The 15,865-nt window shown below is 67.0% G+C and carries 15 protein-coding genes; 6 read left to right on the forward strand and 9 right to left on the reverse strand.

Going from position 1 to position 15,865, the window contains the following annotated elements:
- Positions 1–100: 100 nt before the first annotated feature.
- Together LAQ73_RS07740 and LAQ73_RS07745 are read right to left on the reverse strand one after the other, a co-directional pair.
- A complete protein-coding gene (locus LAQ73_RS07740; protein WP_224270648.1) occupies positions 101–1,069 on the reverse strand; it encodes an ArsA family ATPase in 969 nt (322 codons plus the stop codon).
- A gap of 2 nt (positions 1,070–1,071) precedes the next feature.
- The gene (locus tag LAQ73_RS07745; protein ID WP_224270649.1) at positions 1,072–1,368 is read right to left on the reverse strand and encodes a DUF7990 family protein; all 297 of its coding nucleotides are present in this window, start codon (positions 1,366–1,368) and stop codon (positions 1,072–1,074) included.
- Positions 1,369–1,527: 159 nt separating this feature from the next.
- Here LAQ73_RS07745 and LAQ73_RS07750 point away from each other — a divergent pair, with 159 nt between their 5' ends.
- Positions 1,528–2,811 (forward strand): CobW family GTP-binding protein, encoded by a 1,284-nt coding sequence (locus LAQ73_RS07750; RefSeq protein ID WP_224270650.1) that lies wholly within the window; start codon positions 1,528–1,530, stop codon positions 2,809–2,811.
- Positions 2,812–2,856: 45 nt separating this feature from the next.
- On the opposite strand, the gene LAQ73_RS07755 is transcribed toward LAQ73_RS07750, so the two are convergent.
- Both LAQ73_RS07755 and LAQ73_RS07760 read right to left on the reverse strand, forming a co-directional pair.
- The gene (locus LAQ73_RS07755) at positions 2,857–3,267 is read right to left on the reverse strand and encodes an SRPBCC family protein (RefSeq protein WP_224270651.1); all 411 of its coding nucleotides are present in this window, start codon (positions 3,265–3,267) and stop codon (positions 2,857–2,859) included.
- 124 nt (positions 3,268–3,391) lie between these two features.
- Positions 3,392–3,706, reverse strand: coding sequence for a hypothetical protein (locus LAQ73_RS07760; RefSeq protein ID WP_224270652.1), 315 nt, complete (start codon positions 3,704–3,706; stop codon positions 3,392–3,394).
- Positions 3,707–3,764: 58 nt separating this feature from the next.
- On the opposite strand from LAQ73_RS07760, the gene LAQ73_RS07765 reads away from it, so the two are divergent.
- A complete protein-coding gene (locus LAQ73_RS07765) occupies positions 3,765–3,941 on the forward strand; it encodes a DUF8107 family protein (RefSeq protein WP_224270653.1) in 177 nt (58 codons plus the stop codon).
- A 27-nt stretch (positions 3,942–3,968) separates the two neighbouring features.
- Here LAQ73_RS07765 and LAQ73_RS07770 read toward each other — a convergent pair whose 3' ends face one another.
- A complete protein-coding gene (locus LAQ73_RS07770; RefSeq protein WP_224270654.1) occupies positions 3,969–4,868 on the reverse strand; it encodes a TylF/MycF/NovP-related O-methyltransferase in 900 nt (299 codons plus the stop codon).
- A 271-nt stretch (positions 4,869–5,139) separates the two neighbouring features.
- Positions 5,140–6,297, reverse strand: a complete 1,158-nt coding sequence (locus LAQ73_RS07775; RefSeq protein WP_224270655.1) for a GNAT family N-acetyltransferase — start codon at positions 6,295–6,297, stop codon at positions 5,140–5,142.
- Between the two features lie 184 nt (positions 6,298–6,481).
- Here LAQ73_RS07775 and upp point away from each other — a divergent pair, with 184 nt between their 5' ends.
- Positions 6,482–7,159 (forward strand): uracil phosphoribosyltransferase, encoded by a 678-nt coding sequence (gene upp / locus LAQ73_RS07780; protein ID WP_224270656.1) that lies wholly within the window; start codon positions 6,482–6,484, stop codon positions 7,157–7,159.
- Between the two features lie 421 nt (positions 7,160–7,580).
- Here upp and LAQ73_RS07785 read toward each other — a convergent pair whose 3' ends face one another.
- Complete coding sequence (locus tag LAQ73_RS07785; RefSeq protein ID WP_224270657.1) at positions 7,581–9,614, reverse strand: S9 family peptidase; 2,034 nt, start codon at positions 9,612–9,614, stop codon at positions 7,581–7,583.
- 173 nt (positions 9,615–9,787) lie between these two features.
- On the opposite strand from LAQ73_RS07785, the gene LAQ73_RS07790 reads away from it, so the two are divergent.
- The 3 genes from LAQ73_RS07790 to LAQ73_RS07800 all read left to right on the forward strand — a co-directional run bounded on the left by LAQ73_RS07790 (position 9,788) and on the right by LAQ73_RS07800 (position 14,208).
- Positions 9,788–10,897: a TAXI family TRAP transporter solute-binding subunit gene (locus tag LAQ73_RS07790; protein ID WP_224270658.1), complete on the forward strand. Its 1,110-nt coding sequence runs from the start codon at positions 9,788–9,790 to the stop codon at positions 10,895–10,897.
- A 102-nt stretch (positions 10,898–10,999) separates the two neighbouring features.
- Positions 11,000–11,503, forward strand: a complete 504-nt coding sequence (locus LAQ73_RS07795; protein WP_224270659.1) for a DUF1850 domain-containing protein — start codon at positions 11,000–11,002, stop codon at positions 11,501–11,503.
- Positions 11,500–14,208 (forward strand): TRAP transporter permease, encoded by a 2,709-nt coding sequence (locus tag LAQ73_RS07800; protein WP_224270660.1) that lies wholly within the window; start codon positions 11,500–11,502, stop codon positions 14,206–14,208. Before LAQ73_RS07795 ends, LAQ73_RS07800 begins: the two co-directional genes overlap by 4 nt.
- Positions 14,209–14,243: 35 nt before the next feature.
- Here the strand turns inward: LAQ73_RS07800 and LAQ73_RS07805 are convergent, their stop codons facing one another.
- Together LAQ73_RS07805 and LAQ73_RS07810 are read right to left on the reverse strand one after the other, a co-directional pair.
- The gene (locus tag LAQ73_RS07805) at positions 14,244–14,597 is read right to left on the reverse strand and encodes a hypothetical protein (RefSeq protein WP_224270661.1); all 354 of its coding nucleotides are present in this window, start codon (positions 14,595–14,597) and stop codon (positions 14,244–14,246) included.
- A 53-nt stretch (positions 14,598–14,650) separates the two neighbouring features.
- Positions 14,651–15,844: an NAD(P)/FAD-dependent oxidoreductase gene (locus LAQ73_RS07810; RefSeq protein WP_224270662.1), complete on the reverse strand. Its 1,194-nt coding sequence runs from the start codon at positions 15,842–15,844 to the stop codon at positions 14,651–14,653.
- Positions 15,845–15,865: the final 21 nt, after the last annotated feature.

The raw sequence follows: 15,865 nt of genomic DNA on the forward strand, positions 1-15,865 counted from the left end.
TAGACGCGACAGACGTTGTATTCGGGGATTTTTCGCGTTGGCTCCTAAACTAGTCAACGGAGATGTATGAAAGAACTACTAATATTTATTCGCTACTCGGTCATTCAACCGGTTCTACCCGCACTTCGACGTCGATCTCCGCGGCCACGTCGGCCAGCAGGTCGCCTTTCACCTCCGCGATGCGCGTCACGATTTCGGCGACGACCGGTTTGTCGAACTCCTCGCGCAGCGTCTTCAGGCGCTCGCGTTCGGTCCGGACCCTGTCGCGCAGGAAGCGCGCGCCCCGGCCGTTCTCGTCGTCGTCGGGTTCGGGTGTGAGTTTGTTGACGATGAGGCCGCGTACGTCGAGCGTCGCGTCGTCGAGCGAGCCGATGGCCCGTCTGGTTTCCCGAATCGACAGTTCGTCGGGGTTGACGACGAGGAAGAAGGCCGCCTCCTCGCGGAGCAGTTTCCCCGCGAGCGCGAACCGGTCGCGGCGCTCCTCTAACTGCGCGATGACGGGGTCGCCCTCGCGTATCCGTCTCGGCTCTCTCCCGCCGATGGCCGCTCGCTCGAACAGGCGGACGCTCTGTTTCCGCTTGGCGAGCAGGCGCTCGGCCCACCCCTCCAGAAACTCCGGTAGCGACAGCAGGCGGAGCGTCCCGCCGGTCGGCGAGGTGTCGAAGACGACGCGGTCGTACTCGTCGGAGTCGCGCATCACGTCGACGAAGCGGTCGAACAGCGCCGCTTCGTACGCGCCGGGCGTCTGATGCGCCATCTCGACCTGCCGGTCTATCTCGTTGACCATCGCCGGACTCACCTGCGTCGACAGCGACCGCTTGATTCCCTGGAGGTGACGGCTCACCTCCTCCTCCGGGTCGAGCTCCATCGCGTCGAGGCCGGAGACGCCGTCGACCGGTTTCGGCGTGTCATCGAACTGCTGGTCGAACACGTCGGAGGTCGAGTGCGCGGGGTCGGTCGAGACGACGAGCGTTCGGAGTCCCGCGTTCGCACACTTGTAGGCGTACGCGCTCGACACCGTGGTCTTTCCTACGCCGCCCTTGCCGCCGAAGAAGACGAACTTCCGCATCGTTAGAAGTGATACTGCTGACCCTTGCGTTCGAGCAACGACCCGCGGTCCCACATCCGCCGCTCCCACGCCTCGAACTCGTCTTCGAGGTAGGGAAGCAGTTCGGCGGTGTAGTAGGAGACGGGCGACGGGATGCCGAACGCGTCGGGGAAACAGGCGAGCATGAACGCATCCTCGATATCCTCGGCCTCGTTCTCTATCTTCTCGTACGCCGGGTGGCTTATCATGCCGTGGTAAAGTCCCCGAAGCCACTCCTCGGCGAGGTCGCGGAAGGCCGCGATGCGCTCTGCGAGCGTCATACGTTCACGTCCTTCGGGGAGCGGGCAAAAGCATATCGCTCACGTCGTCCGTTTCCGGGACTCGCGCTTCGTCCCAGCATCGCTCTCGGACCCGGCGCGACCCGGCACGCACCGCCGCACGCCGTAGCTTCATGGTCGTCGGGCGGCGAGTGTGTCCACATGACGCAGACGATTCCCGTGACGATTCTCAGCGGGAGCCTCGGTGCGGGGAAGACGACGCTGCTCAACCAGCTGCTGCGAAACGCCGGCGACCGAAACATCGCCGTCCTCGTCAACGACATGGGCGACCTCAACGTCGACGCGGAACTGGTGAGCGCGAACTCGGACCTCTCGGTCGGCGACGGCGTCGCCGAACTCTCGAACGGCTGTATCTGCTGCGAACTGCAGGACGACCTCGAGACCGCGGTCACGCGACTGGCGCGGAACCGCGACTTCGACGTGCTCGTCGTCGAGTCCTCGGGTATCAGCGAACCCGAACCGGTCGCGCGCCTGTTCACCACCGGGTCGCGCGCGGCGGCGCTGTACGAGGTCGACTCGCTCGTGACGGTGCTCGACAGTCGCCTGTTCTACGACGCCTTCGGCGGCGAGGGCGTCGCCGAGCGCCGCGGCACCGACGAGGACGACAGCCGTCCGCTCTCGGACCTGCTGGTCGAGCAGGTCGAGTTCGCCAATGTCGTGCTCCTGAACAAAGCCGACCTCGTCTCCGAGGCGGAGATGGCCGCCGTCGAGGAGATGGTGCGGGCGCTCAGCCCCGACGCCGAGATTCTCCGGACGACGGAGTCGGCGGTCGACCCCGATCGGCTGTTCGACCGAAAGCTGTACGACCCGGCGACGGCCGCCGAGATGGCCGGGTGGAGGCAGGCGCTCGACGCCGACGACGCGAGCGACGAGAGCCGCGGCCACGACGGTCACGACGACCACGGCCACGATGGTCACAGTCACGACGACCACGGCCACGATGGTCACGACGAACACGACGGCCACGACCACCGCCATCCCGACGAGGTGTACGGCGTCTCGTCGTTCACCTATCGTCGCCGCCGCCCGTTCCACCCCGGACGGTTCGCCGCGCTGCTCTCCGACCTCCCATCGAACGTCGTCCGCTCGAAGGGAACCTGCTGGGTCGCCGGGCGGGAATCACCCATCGTCGTCGGCCAGGCGGGGCCGTCGGTGCGCGCCGAGGCGGCCGGTCAGTGGATAGCGAGTCTCCCCGAGGTCGACCAGGAACTGTACCGGGCGAACCGCCGCGACCTGGCGTGGGACGACGAGTGGGGCGACCGGCGCACCGCGTTCGTCGTCATCGGCACCGATCTCGACGAGGAGGCGACGACGGCGACGCTCGACGACTGTCTGCTCACCGACGAGGAGATGGACGCCGACTGGGGGGCGTTCGAGAACCCGTTCCCGAGACAGGGGGAGGAACTCGTCGTCACCGAACCCTGAGTCGGGCACCCGTCCGACTCGCGCCACTCGGCACGTTACGTTGAGTCACCCCACGTCCGCGGCCAAGGCGTCCAGTGCGCGCTTCAACTCGCCCTTCCGTTTCCACGCCGCGACACGGTCGGTGACGGTCGACAGCGGAAGGCCGAGACTCACCGACGAGCGCGTCGTCACCCGCGACCCCTCGTTCTCGGCGGCGACGGTCACCGTCGTCTCCATCGCGTCGAACGGTCCCGCCTCGCCGTCCTGCTCGTAGTAGAGGCCGTCGTCGAGCGTCTCGAAGCGGAGCGCGAACTGGAAGCGACTCGTGCCGGCGACGACGACGGGGCCGTCCTCGGTCTCTTCGACGCCGCGGACCTCGAAGCTCCCCTCGTACTGGATTATCGCCTCGGGTGTGAGCGCGCGTCGGACGACCCGCGGGGGCGCGCGGACGAACCGAGAGACCGTCACCTCGTGCATGGGTCGTCCGTGACGCCGCGGTACGATAAGTGTCGCCGACTGACGAACCGGGCTCACCGGAACACGGAGGTAGATGCCCCGTCCTCGGGGAGCGAGCATAGCGAGCGAAGTAGGGTGGGGTAGTTCACAGCTGCAGCACCGAGAGAAACGACAGGAACAGAACCACCGCGAGCACGAAGTAGAGCAGTTTCAGCAGGCGCACGTCCGCAGGCACCTCCCGTCGGATGTCGGGGTTGGCCGTCCAGACGAGTCGGTAGTACGCCGCTGCCGTGGCGGCGGCGAAAACGACTGCGGAGGCGGCGACGGCGGTGGTCAACGGGAGGCCGAGCGAGAGACCGTAGGCGGGACCGAACGCGAACGTCAGCCCGAAGGTGAGCGACGCCACGACGAGAAACGGCACGGCGTCGACGGGCGTCCCGTCACGGTTCCCGAGTCGCATACGTCGGGGACGGACGCTTGCACAAAGAAGCTAAGTGGTGCGCCGAACCAGAGGCGCTATGCAGTCTCAAGGGGACCCGCGGGTTCTGTTCGTGATGAACCTCGTCCTGTCGCTCGTCTTCGCGTCGGTCGTGCTCTACGGCCTCGAATTCGTCGGCTTTCTCACCTTCACCTGGCAGCGACTCGCGGGAGTGACAGCAGCGTTGATGGTGCTGACCTTCCTCATCATCCGGTGAGCGACCGGAGACGGGGCGTCGGTCTACTCACTCGTCTCGAAGCATCTCGTCGCCGTAGGCTCCCGCGCCGCGCTCTTCTACCCACTCGAACCGGTCGAGTCGCGGGTCTTTGACGACGTAGCCGAGCAGACTTCCGAAGCCGTTTCGCTGCGGGTGGAGGCCGACGCCGCTGCCCGCGCCGACGAGTCCGGGCGCGTCTCTGTCGAGGTGGTCGCGCCACCACGCTTGGTCGAAGAACAGCGACGAGATCTCCATGTGTTTCACGTCGTGAGTGAACAGATACCCCTCCCGTCGAAGCAGCGGCCAGAGCTCCTCGAGACACGTCTCCGCCGAGCCTCGAAGACCCACGTCCAGGAAGACGAGCGCGACCGGGCGGTCGAACGCCGGGAGCGTCTCCTCGAAGTAGCCCTCCACGAACTCGCACGCGTCGATGTCGCCGCGAGCGGCGACGTTTCGGCGGACGTCATCGAGCGACCCGTGCCACGACCCGGCTTCGTACGTGTGTACCTGCTCGGACTGCATGAGGACGTGCGCCTCGTCCCTCTCGTCGGGTTCGGGCATCCCCTCGAAGGAGTCGAACACGACGAGCTTCCGGTCGCAGAGTCCCGTCACGAGCGAGAGGTTCGCCGTGCTCCCGCCGAGATAACAGCCGCACTCGACGACGACGCCCTCCTCGCCGGGCGGTATCTGCAGTATCTTCGCGGCGACGACGAGGTGTTCGACGAACGACGACCCCGTCGGAAGCCGGAGGTTGTTCCGGAACATTTGGGCGACGAGGCGACACTTCGTTCCGAAGTCGACGCCGTAGGCCGCGCCGGTGTCGGAGTCGAAGTACTCGCCGAGGACGATGGGTACGCTGAGCACGAGCAGCCCGAGTCTGTATACCCGTTTCAGCGTCGCTATCGCCCGTGTTCGTGTCTCTGTCATCGAGTTCGGGTCAGTTCTCTCGGCTATCGTTATCCGGTGGCTATCGTCATCCGCCTGATTGTTTCGACCGCCGGCTGGTTCGACTATGGTGGTCGCCGACGAACGGGCGTCCTGCTCGCTCGAAAACGGGTTTCCCGCGACGCTTCCGTCCGAAATGTTCGATTGACGGTCCCCGTTCGTTTCGTCGCCCTGACTCGTCGGTGCGTCTCGCCGCCGCCTCTCGCTGGTGCGTCTCGCCGCCGCGTCCCGTCAGTGCACCGACGACACTGACTCACGTCGTGTCTCGTTCGAGAAACGAGACGTACCAACTTTCGCGTTCGTCCAACGGCACGCCGCCGAACTCCCGCGGCCCGTTCTCGGTCGCCGGGCGCGAGACGACGGTCACTCGACTTCGGGTCAGAAGCGACAGCGGCCGCTCGTCGTCGGCGAGAAAGCCCCGCTCGGCGAGGAACTCCCGCGGCACTCCGCTCTCGGAGACGGCGACGATGTCGGAGTCGGCGTGCTCTTCGAGCGCGGCGTCGAACAGTCGGGCGACGCCGGTCAGCCACTCGTCGCCGCCGACGAGCGGCGCGAGTTCGGCGAACTGCGTGATGGTGACGCCGTCCTTCGTCGTTCGCGTCCGTGCGACGAGCGCGGCGAGCGGCCCTTCGTCGTTCTCGACGACGTACGTCAGCCGTCCCCAGAGCGGACTCCCCATGCGCCAGCGGTAGAACGCCGCGTCGCGGTGGGCGTGGAGTCGGTCCGGTATCGACCGCTCGTACAGCGCCGCGAGGCGGTCGACCGGTAGCGTTCGGTGTCTGTGGACGACGAACTGGCGGTCGGTTCGAGCGGCCCTGTCACGGTTTCGGTAGTAGCGCCGGGCGACGGGCGTCGTCAACCGCGCGACCGACTCGCCGACCTCGCTGAGGCGGGTACCGACGAGCGAACTCGGGTTCTGGACCCGGTAGAACGTCGTCCGCCGACCCGCGTCCCGCCAGCCGAGTTTCTCGTAACCCGGCCGCGACGCGTCGTTCGGGAAGTTGAAGTAGAGGTCGGGACCGTCGTCGGCGTCGGCGTAGTACGACAGCGCCGCCGTCGTCATCTGCGTGAACAACCCTCGCCGCCGGTGGTCGGGGTGGACCATCGTATCCGCCGGTTGGAAGGCGATTCCGGTCGCGTCCGGCCCGCGGAGCGGCAGGACGAGAAACGGTCGCGCGCCGACTATCTCGCCGTCGCGCTCGGCGACGAAAATCGGGACGTGGTCGACGTAGGGGTTCTCGACGTACTTCCACTCGAACCACTCGCGGCCGCGCTGGCGGTCCCACACGGTTCGGTCGAGCGCCAGCAGACCGTCTCCGTCGCCCGCCTCGTAGCCCCGGATTCGATACTCGCCGTCGCATCTGGTCTCCGCGCTCGGCCCGGCCCGGGCGGACTCTGTCGTCGGGGACATCGTGATGTCGCTCTGCGACTGCACGCTTTGTTATTCCTCACCGAACTCCGACCGTGCAGACCCTCCCGACGGTTTCACCGAGTAAACGTTCGATTGCGGCCGAGCGTCCGCCGCCTACGTGACTCTTTCCTCCGCGGAGACGGCGATGAGGTTCTTTATGTCGTTCGGCGTTTCCGCTCTACACATGCCCATCGAAGACCGCGACGACGCGTACCTCATCACCCACGCGCTCGCCAAGGACACGCTCTCGAAGCTGCGAGACGTCAAGACCGAACAGGTCGCCTTCCGGAAAGGCCTCGTGAAACTCGGCCGCATCGCCGGCTACGAGATTATCGACGGTGCGATGGAGACCGAGTTCGTCTCCATCGAGACGCCGATGGCCGAGACGACCGGCGAGTGCGTGAAAGGGCTCGACGACGTCGTCATCGTCAACGTCCTCCGCGCCGCCACCCCGTTCGTCGAGGGGCTGTTGAAGGCGTTCCCTCGCGCGAAACAGGGCGTCATCAGCGCCGGCCGCGACGAGGACGCAGGCATGAACGACGAGGGCGAGTTCCCCATCAAGATCGACTACGTGAAACTCCCCGAAATCACGGAGAAGGACACCGTCATCGTCGCCGACCCGATGCTCGCCACCGGGAGCACGATGTGCACCGTCTTGGACCACGTACTGGAGGAGGCCGACGGCTTCGAGAATCTGTTCGTCCTCTCCGCGGTGTCGGCACCCGACGGGCTGCTGCGCGTCGGCGGCCAGTTCGAGGAGGCCGACCTGCTCACCGTCGCCATCGACGACCACCTCGACGAGCACGGCTACATCATCCCCGGCCTCGGCGACGCCGGCGACCGCGCGTTCCGCACGAAGTAGCGACGCGCACGCTTCTCCCTCTCAACCTTTCAACCCCTTCTGACGACGAAGACGGGTTCGCCCGTCTCATCGGCGACCTGCTCGGACACCGGCCCGAACACGTCGCGTTCGACGTCGCGGGTCGTCTCGCCCATCACGACCGCGTCACGAGAGCGTCTCGGTCAACGTCGGCGGCAACGGTTCGGGCGCGGAGAGTCGAACGGGAACGAGTAGTTTGGGTCCACTCATCGCCGAAAGTACGCCGTCGATGCCCAAATAGGAAGGTTTCGGTCGTCGGCTTGACGCGTCCGCCCCCGACCGCCTCTTCGTCCTCTCGAACCCCCTCTCTTCGACTCGAAACCCTCCGCAGAGAGCACGTCTGACGCGGGCGCGCTCCTGTCGAAACGGTCCCATAGAGCGCAGGGGTGGGCTATCGAGCGCTCTATTCTTCGTCGCCGTCCGCGTCGTCCCCGTCCTCTCCCGCCGAGAGGCCGTCGTCGCCGCGCTCCAGCGCCGGCGGGACGTCGTGGTGGTCCGAGTAACCGTCGAACCAGCGGGCGATGCGCTCGATGCGGTCGACGACGTGGCCCGGTTCGCCCGAGCGCGAGAGCTCGTGACCCTCGCGCGGGTAGCGGATGAGGCGGGTGTCGACGCCGTTTTTCTTCAGGAAGAGGTAGAACATTTCACCGTTGTTGACGGGGACGCGGAAGTCGTTGTCCGAGTGGACGACGAGCGTCGGCGTCGTCGCGTTCGCGGCGTGAGCCACCGGCGACTGCTCCCAGAGGAACTCCGGTTCGTCCCACGGCTTCGCGCCGAAGTCCCACTCGACGAGTTTGAACGCGTCCGTCGACCCGTAAAAGGACGAGAGGTCGTAAACGCCGCGCTGGGCGACCGCGCCGCGGAAGAAGTCGGTGTGGCCGACGATCCAGCCGGTCATGAAGCCGCCGAACGACCCGCCGGTGACGAAGGCGTTCTCCGCGTCGACGTAGTCGCGCTCGGCGACCAGTTCCGCGCCCGCCATCACGTCGGTCATCGTCACGCTCCCCCAGTCGCGCTCGATGGCCATCTCGAACGCCTCGCCGTAGCCGGTCGACCCTCGCGGGTTCGACCAGAAGACGACGTAGCCGCGCGCCGCGAGCGTCTGGAACTCGTGCCACATCGTCCCCGAGGTGGACCACATCGCGTGCGGGCCACCGTGAATCTCGACTGCCAGCGGGTACGTCTGCGAGTCGTCGAACTCCGGCGGCGTCAGCACCCAGCCCTGCACCTCGACGCCGTCGTCGGATTCGAAGCGGAGCTCCTCGGGTTCGCCCACGTCGAGGTCGGCGAGGTAGTCGGCGTTGAGTTCGGTGAGGCGCGTCTCGTCGCCGCCGACGGAGACGAAGACGTCGCCGGGATGGTCCCACTCGCTCTTCGCGTAGACGACCGCCTCGTCGCCCGCCGAGATGTCGGTGATGTGGCCGTCGCCGGCGACGACTTCGACCGCCGTTCCGCCGTCGTCGACGCGGCGGCAGACGTAGTCGCCTTCGTCGGGCGTGACGAAGTAGACGAACTCCTCGTCGGGGTCCCACTGGAAGCCAACCGCGCCGACGGTGCGGTCGATGTCGGCGGTCAACGTCGTGGTCTCCTCGGAGTCGGGGTCGAACAGTTCGAGGTCCGTCTGTCGCATCGAGGTGCGGTCCTCGGGGGTACGAGCGTAGACAACGCGGCCGTCGCCGGCGACGGCGAGACCCGTGCCCCATCCGGTCGTCTGGAGGACGTGTTCTTCCTTGCCCGCCTCGGTGTCGTAGGCGAACACGTCGACGTAGACGTTGTCGTCGGGGTCCTCGGTGCGCTTGGAGGTGTAGTACAGCGTCGTCTCGTCGCTCCAGGAGGGGCTGCTGTGGTCGTAGTCGCCGTCGGTGAGTCGTTCGATCTCTCCGGATTCGACGTCGGCGACGTAGACGTGGCCGCGCGTGCCGTCGATGTAGCGGGCGAGCTGGCGGTAGACGAGTCGGTCGACGACCCGCGGGTCGGGCGTCTCGCGCTCGTACTCCTCCTCGTCGGCGATGCTCAAATCGAGCTCCGCTTCGCGTTCGTCTTCGGTCGTCGCCTGCACGAACGCGATTCGGCTGCCGTCGGGACTCCACGCGGGCGCGCTGACGCCGCCGGGAACCTCCGTTACCTGCTGGGCCTCGCCGCCGTCCCTGGGGACGACCCACAGCTGCGGGCGGTCGTCGTCCTCGCCGCGCGTAGAGACGAACGCGAGGCGGTCGCCGCTCGGACTCCAACGCGGTTGGCTATCGACGCCCTCGTCGACGGTGAACCGTCGAGGCTCGTCGCTGCCGTCGGCGGGAACGAGATAGATGGTCGCTTCGTACGATTCGTCGTCTGTCGGCACCTTCCGGACGAAGGCGACCTGCTCGCCGTCCGGAGACAGCCGAGGGCTCTCCGGCTTGGCGATGTCGTGGTAATCAGCGGCGCTGACGTGTCGCATACCGCGCCTCTCGTACCCCCTCGGGAATAGCCTTCGGAAGCAGGAACGGTCCGCCGGTGGTGAGGACGCCGCCGCCGACTAGTGTTACCTATCTAAGATACTCTCCTATGCATGAGATTAGTTGACATTGTGAGACAGTTACTAATATATATCTCTGGGCGACATTCAGAGGTATGGCTCGCTATCTCAATCGGCGGAAGTTTATCACTGCGACCGGTGCGGCCGGCCTCGTCGGCCTCGCTGGTTGTTCAGACGGTGGAAACGGCGGCGACGGCGGCGACGGCGGCGACGGCGGCACTGGCGGCGATGGTGGCAACGGCGGCGACGGCGGAAACGACAGCGACGGTGGCGGCGGAAACGGCGGCAACAATCAACTCTCGTGGCACGCCGGCGGGACCGGCGGCACGTACTACCCGCTGTCGAACCAGTTCAAGAGCGTCGTCGAGTCGAACACCGACTACACCCTGCAGGTGCAGTCGACGGGTGCCAGCGTCGAGAACGCCGGAAGTCTCGGCAGCGGCAACGCCGACTTCGCGCTCCTGCAGAACGACGTCGCGTACTTCGCGGTCAACGGCGAGGGCATCGACGCGTTCCAGGGTAACGCCATCCCGAACATCCGCGGCGTGGCGACGCTCTACCCCGAGACCATCCACGTGGTGACGCCCGGTAACTCCGACATCCAGACGATTCAGGACCTCAGCGGCGCGACCATCAACACCGGCGACCTCGGCAGCGGGACGCAGGTCGACGCCCGACAGATTCTCGAAGCCGTCGGCGTCACCGACTACACCGAGCAGAACACCGACTTCTCGCAGGCCGCAGAGCAGGTTCAGAACGGCGACGTCGACGCGGCGTTCGTCGTCGGCGGCTGGCCGGTCGGCGCTATCGAGGACCTCGCCAACAACAGCAACATCCGTCTCGTCGAGATCTCCGGCGACGCCCGCGAGCAGGTCAAGCAGGCCGGGTCGTACTTCGCCGACGACGAGATTCCCGCCGGCACCTACAGCGGCATCGACGAACCCGTCCAGACCGTCGCCGTGCAGGCGATGATCGCGACCAACGAAGAACAGTCCGAAGAGGTCGTTCAGTCGGTGACCGAAGCCATCTTCGAGAACACCGACCAGATCAACATCAAACAGGAGTTCATCACCGCCGACACCGCCCAGGACGGCATGTCCATCGAACTCCACCCCGGCGCGCAGGCGTACTTCGACTCCGCCGGCACCGGCGGCAGCGGTAACGAGACGAGCGGTAACGAGACGAGCGGCAACGAGTCGAACTAAGCGCACTCGACCCCACTCCGCTCGGCCGACCGCACGCGGCGGTGCGGTTCCCTGACCCGTACAGATGCACGTTCGACCGACTATCAGTTCTTCGCGCCGCCCATGAGCGGCCGCTTCGGCCGTCGCTCGGTCGGATTCGCACTCGCGTCTGTGGTCGCGCTCGCGCTCGTCCTCGCCGGCGGCGCGGTGGCGACCCAACCCGAACACGTTCTCGTCGTCGAAGACGCAGACTCCGGCGAGCGTCTGTTCACGACGCCGGTCGAAAACGAGACCCCGGTGACGCTCGCGTACAACCACAGCGTCGAGGGCAGCGCCGTCCGCGACGTGTACGCCGTCCGCGGCGACGAACTCGTGATGACGCGCATGGAGTTCGCCTCCTACGGGTGGGGATTCCCGGCGCAGGCGAACGTCACCCGCGAGAACGGCAGTTTCGTCTATCGCCCCGACGACGTGCGGCTGTCGGAACTGTACGTCTCTCCCGGTGACGTCGCCGGTCACAGACTCCACGTCGGCGAGAGGACGTACGACCTCGTCGCGCGTTCGGGCGGCGAAACCGTACGGATTCACGTCGAACACCGAAGTATACTCCAACGGATGATGCCATGACTGTCGACGATACCCCACCGGAAGAAGCGGAACTCTCCGAGGAGGAGAAGCAAGAACTCATCGACGAACTGGAGCGAAAACGGAACCTCCGCGGCGTCGCCGCCGTCGCCGTCGCGTTCATCGGCATCTGTTTCTCGGCGTTTCAGATGTGGCTCGCCGCCCACGGATTCATCTTCGAGGTGACGCTGCCCGTCGTCGGGACCGTCCGCCTCGCGGCGCTCCAACAGCTACAGATTCGCGCGATTCACGTCGTGTTCGCACTCATCCTCGCGTTCATGCTCTACCCGGCGACGTCGCCCGACGGCCTCTTCTCGCGGCGACTCTCGCGGGTCGTCCCCGGGCTCGAACGCGCCTACGGGCCCGACCATCCGGCGACGCGAGCGGCGACGAGCGTCCGCTCGGGCGTCCGCTGGGCCATCGCCGACCCGTCCCGTCGGCGGGTGACGCCCGTCGACCTCGTACTCGTCTTCCTCTCGGCGCTGACGGCGGCGTACATGATCACCGACTACGACGAGGTCCAGACGATGCGTGCACTCGGGGTCGGGTCGGGTCGAACGACCGCGGAGATTTACCCGTTCCTCGCGCCGCTCGTCGACATCGTCTCGGCGCTCGGGATTCCGCTCGACGATGCGTCGTACGCGTACGTCCTCGGTGCGATCGGCGTGTTGCTCGTGCTGGAGGCGACCCGCCGGACGCTCGGGGCGCTTCTCACGGCCATCGTCTCGGCGTTCATCCTCTACGCGCGGTACGCGGGGAACATCCCCCAGGATATCCCGTACCTCGGCATCCTCTCGACGCCGTCGGCGTCGTGGGATTCGGTCATCCAGAACCTCTGGTACAACACCGCAAACGGCGTCTTCGGCGTCCCCGTCGAGGTGAGCGTCCGCTACATCTACATCTTCATCCTCTTCGGGGCGTTTCTGGAGATGAGCGGTGCGGGACAGTGGTTCATCGACCTCGCGTACTCGATGACCGGGTCGCGCAAGGGCGGCCCCGCGAAGGCGAGCATCCTCTCCAGCGGCTTCATGGGCACCATCAGCGGCTCGTCAATCGCCAACACGGTCACCACGGGCGCGTTCACCATCCCGCTGATGAAGCGCTCCGGCTACCGCCCCGAGTTCGCCGGCGGCGTCGAAGCCTCCGCCTCCTCGGGCGGGCAGATTCTCCCGCCGGTGATGGGTGCAGCCGCGTTCCTCATCGTCGAGTTCGTCGGCGTCTCCTACGACGAGGTTATCATCGCCGCGACGATTCCCGCCATCGTCTTCTTCTTCGGCGTCTGGGTGATGGTGCACCTCGAAGCATCGCGGGCGGGCATCGGCGGCGTCGACCCCTCGGAGCTCGTCGCCGTCGGTAAGCACCTGCGTAGCGGCTGGTTCTATCTCGCGCCCATCGCGCTGCTTCTGGTCTACCTCATCGGCATCCGCTACTCGGTGTCGCGCTCGGCGTGGTACACCATCGTCGCCATCATCGCGCTCATCGCGCTCGTCGCCACCTACAACGAGCGGACGCGCCTGCCGCTGATCGGGACCATCGCCGCGCTGTTCACGCTCGAAACGGTCGCGAATCTGCTGACGGGCGCGGGCATCGGCGGCGCGCTGGCCGGCGCGGGAACCGGCGGGATGGCTCCCCGCGCCGCGCTCGACGCCGCCGCCGGACAGCTCGGTACTATCATCGTGCTCGTGAGCGCGGCGTTCCTCCTCGCGCGGCCGCACCTCCGAGCGCCGCTTCTGGAGTACGACCCCGCCGTCGACGAGGCGGCCGAGAAGACCGCCACCACGTTCGGCCGGCGTTCGCTCGCCGACAACAACGCCTACCGCTTCGGCACGTTCGTCCTCAAATCGATGGAGGCGGGCGCGCGCACCGCGACGGTGGTCGTCGTCGCCGTCGCCGCCGCGGGCGTCATCCCCGGCGTCATCAGCGTCTCCGGGCTCGGTCCGAACCTCGTCGCGCTCATCGAGGCCGTCTCCGGCGGGTCGCTCATCCTGCTGTTGGTTATCACCGCCATCTCCTCTATCATCCTCGGGATGGGGATGCCGACGACGGTGACGTACATCATCCTCGTCGCGCTGCTCGGCGGTGCGATTGCGGAACTGGCGAGCATTCCGCTTCTGGCGGCGCACCTGTTTATCCTCTACTTCGGCGTCATCGCCGACATCACGCCGCCGGTCGCCGTCGCTGCGTACGCCGCCTCCGGCGTCGCCAAATCCGACCCGTTCAAGACGGGTATCGAGGCGTTCTCGCTCTCGCTGAACAAGGCCATCGTGCCGTTCGCGTTCGTCTTCTCGCCCGGCATCCTGCTCATCCGCGGCGAGAGCACCGAGCAGTACCACATCCTCACCTTCGCCGACGTGGCCGACCTCGGCTACTTCGTCCCGGAGGTGGCCGTTCCCATCGTCGGCTTGTTCCTCGGCGTGCTCGCGCTCGGGCCGACCATCATCGGCTACTTCTACTCGCCGGTAGGGGGCGCCGAGCGCGCGTTGTTCGCCGTCTCGTCGATTCTGCTCATGGCACCGCAGATGCTGCTCGACCCGCTGTTCACGCTGCTGTCTGGGGCGGGTATGAGCATCGGCGTCGAGATACTGACGCTCGACCTGCTGCTCCGTGCGGTCGGCGGTGTGCTGTTCGGCGCGCTGGCGCTACGGAATCGCCGCCAGATGGAGGGCGAACGCGCCGAACCGTCGTCGGCGTCGCCGACGACCGACTGACGAGAGGACGTCGCGTTCTCTGATTTTTTCTCTCGTTACGACCGCTGCCGCCCCGTGAGCGAGCGTTCGACCCGGTAGACGACGCCCGCGAAGACGCCGACTGCGCCGACACCGAGCAGCGAGAACAGGAGTTGGAAGCTCCCGAACCCGGCGACGCCGAGTCCCGTCGATAGCGCGATGAGAAGCGCGTACCCCTTCGCGGCTGTCGCCCCGACCCGTCCGAGGCGAGTCCGGGCGCCGCCCGTCGTCCACTCGACGAACGCCACGAACAGCGTGCGAACGACGAGATACGTCGCCGCGAACGCGACGAGCGAGAGGAGGTCGACGAGCGCGAGTCTCGGTGCGGATTCGGCGAACGAGGGCTCGCCGAGACCGGTCTGGAGGAGCATACGCGCCGCTACTCGGGGAGTCGCAATAAAATTTCAGACGAGTAACTACTTCTTCAGACGGCTCGGAACCGCTCGACGCCGAACGGTTCGAGCTCCTCGCTCACGTCCTCGCCGCGAACCGCGTCGGCGACGAGCCTCCCGCTGTACGGGCCCAGCTGGAGGCCGGTCGGGCCGTGGCCCGTCGCCAGAAACGCGCCGTCGACGTCGGGGACCGCACCCAGCACCGGCAGTCCGTCCTCGGCGAGCGGTCGCAGTCCGACGCGAACCTCCCGGAGCGACGCGTCGGCGAGTCCCGGTGCGACCCGGAGAATCTCCCCGAACACGTCGTGCAACCCGTCGACGGTCGTCTTCGGTTCGAACCCGGCACCGGTCTCGCGGGTCGCGCCGACGGCGACGCGGCCGTCGTCCCACGACACCATGTACTTGTGGCGATACGGGCTGACGATGGGCCATCCCTCGGTGTCGGTGTCGAGGTCCAGATGGACGATCTGGCCGCGCTGGGGGGCGACCGGAATCTCGACGCCCAACTGCTCGCCGAAACTGTTCGACCACGCGCCGCCCGCGACGACGACGGCGTCGGCGACTATCTCTCCTCTCTCGCCCGCGTCGTCCTCCTCGCTCGCTTCACCCGCCGCGTCGACGACGACGCCGCGAACTTCGCCGCCGTCGAGGACGAGCGAGTCGACGCTCGCCTCTCGCGTGTCGAGGCCGTGCGCCTCGCCCGCCCGGCGGAGCGCCCCCTCGAACGTCTGCCCGTCGACGCGGACGGCATCGTCGTAGTAGAACGCCCGCTTCGTCTCACCGAGCGGCGGGAAACGCTCCCGCGCTTCCTCGGGGGTGAGTTCGTGAATCGTCCCCTCGGCGGGGGGCTCGCCAGCGGCTTGTCGCTCGCGGATACGTTCGAGCACGTCGTCGTACTGTTCGATTTCGTCGTCGCCGAACGCGACGTTCAGCAGGCCCCGTTTCGCGTAGCCGTGCGGGCCGTCCTGCTCCGCTTCCAGCGCCGCAACCAGGTCCTCGTAGTAGTCGACGGCGATCGTCGCAAAGTCGAACCACGTGCTGTCGCTGCCGCGACTGCTCGTCGCCGCCGAGAGGATGCCCGCGCCCGCGTCGGTCGCTCTACCCTCGTCGCGGCGGTCGACGAGCAGCGTTTCGACGCCCTCGCGGGCGAGATGGTAGGCGGTCGACGCGCCGACGATACCGCCGCCGACGACGATAGCCTCGTACGCGTCGTCTCGTTCACTCATGGTCGATGCGAGGAAAGCCGC

Origin of the sequence: Haloprofundus salinisoli, assembly GCF_020097815.1 — an archaeon.
Classification (GTDB): Archaea; Halobacteriota; Halobacteria; order Halobacteriales; family Haloferacaceae; genus Haloprofundus; species Haloprofundus salinisoli.

What these genes read in the sequence shown, in the direction of transcription:
- LAQ73_RS07765 (WP_224270653.1), top strand. Translation starts at nt 3,765, where the DNA reads ATGCAGTCTCAAGGGGACCCGCGGGTTCTGTTCGTGATGAACCTCGTC.
- LAQ73_RS07805 (WP_224270661.1), bottom strand. Translation starts at nt 14,597, where the DNA reads ATGCTCCTCCAGACCGGTCTCGGCGAGCCCTCGTTCGCCGAATCCGCA.
- LAQ73_RS07810 (WP_224270662.1), bottom strand. Translation starts at nt 15,844, where the DNA reads ATGAGTGAACGAGACGACGCGTACGAGGCTATCGTCGTCGGCGGCGGT.
- LAQ73_RS07790 (WP_224270658.1), top strand. Translation starts at nt 9,788, where the DNA reads ATGGCTCGCTATCTCAATCGGCGGAAGTTTATCACTGCGACCGGTGCG.
- LAQ73_RS07795 (WP_224270659.1), top strand. Translation starts at nt 11,000, where the DNA reads ATGAGCGGCCGCTTCGGCCGTCGCTCGGTCGGATTCGCACTCGCGTCT.
- LAQ73_RS07760 (WP_224270652.1), bottom strand. Translation starts at nt 3,706, where the DNA reads ATGCGACTCGGGAACCGTGACGGGACGCCCGTCGACGCCGTGCCGTTT.
- LAQ73_RS07740 (WP_224270648.1), bottom strand. Translation starts at nt 1,069, where the DNA reads ATGCGGAAGTTCGTCTTCTTCGGCGGCAAGGGCGGCGTAGGAAAGACC.
- LAQ73_RS07770 (WP_224270654.1), bottom strand. Translation starts at nt 4,868, where the DNA reads ATGACAGAGACACGAACACGGGCGATAGCGACGCTGAAACGGGTATAC.
- LAQ73_RS07775 (WP_224270655.1), bottom strand. Translation starts at nt 6,297, where the DNA reads ATGTCCCCGACGACAGAGTCCGCCCGGGCCGGGCCGAGCGCGGAGACC.
- LAQ73_RS07755 (WP_224270651.1), bottom strand. Translation starts at nt 3,267, where the DNA reads ATGCACGAGGTGACGGTCTCTCGGTTCGTCCGCGCGCCCCCGCGGGTC.
- LAQ73_RS07800 (WP_224270660.1), top strand. Translation starts at nt 11,500, where the DNA reads ATGACTGTCGACGATACCCCACCGGAAGAAGCGGAACTCTCCGAGGAG.
- upp (WP_224270656.1), top strand. Translation starts at nt 6,482, where the DNA reads ATGCCCATCGAAGACCGCGACGACGCGTACCTCATCACCCACGCGCTC.
- LAQ73_RS07750 (WP_224270650.1), top strand. Translation starts at nt 1,528, where the DNA reads ATGACGCAGACGATTCCCGTGACGATTCTCAGCGGGAGCCTCGGTGCG.
- LAQ73_RS07745 (WP_224270649.1), bottom strand. Translation starts at nt 1,368, where the DNA reads ATGACGCTCGCAGAGCGCATCGCGGCCTTCCGCGACCTCGCCGAGGAG.
- LAQ73_RS07785 (WP_224270657.1), bottom strand. Translation starts at nt 9,614, where the DNA reads ATGCGACACGTCAGCGCCGCTGATTACCACGACATCGCCAAGCCGGAG.